We start from the raw sequence: 444 nt of genomic DNA on the forward strand, positions 1-444 counted from the left end.
TGGATGGCCTCGTCGATGGAATGGGTGACGAGCACGATCGTCTTGCCGGTCCGCTGCCAGATCTCCAGCAGCGACTGGCCCATCGAATCGCGGGTGATGGCATCGAGCGCGCCGAACGGTTCGTCCATCAGCAGGACCGCCGGATCGAGCGCCAGGGCCCGTGCAATGGCGACCCGCTGCCGCATGCCGCCCGACAGCTCGTTTGGCCGCTTGTGGGCGCTGTCGCCCAGCCCCACCAGTTCCAGCATCTCCTGCCCGCGCGCCCGCAGATCCGAGCGCGAGAGCGACTTGTCGGCGATGCCGAGCAGCATCGAGGCATTGTCGACGGCGTTTTTCCAGGGGAGCAGGTTGGCGTCCTGGAAGACGAGGCCGATCATCCGCTTGCGCGCCGCCTCGACCGGCGCGAGCCCGGCGATCGAAACGCTGCCCTGGGTAGGCTGCACC

The 444-nt window shown here is 68.2% G+C and carries 1 protein-coding gene; it reads right to left on the reverse strand.

Annotated features, from left to right (window positions below):
- The coding region (locus EN994_RS34965) for an ATP-binding cassette domain-containing protein (protein ID WP_127308323.1) at nt 1-444 on the reverse strand (444 nt) is incomplete at both ends.

The organism is Mesorhizobium sp. M7A.F.Ca.CA.002.09.1.1, assembly GCF_003998555.1.
GTDB lineage: Bacteria > Pseudomonadota > Alphaproteobacteria > Rhizobiales > Rhizobiaceae > Mesorhizobium > Mesorhizobium ciceri.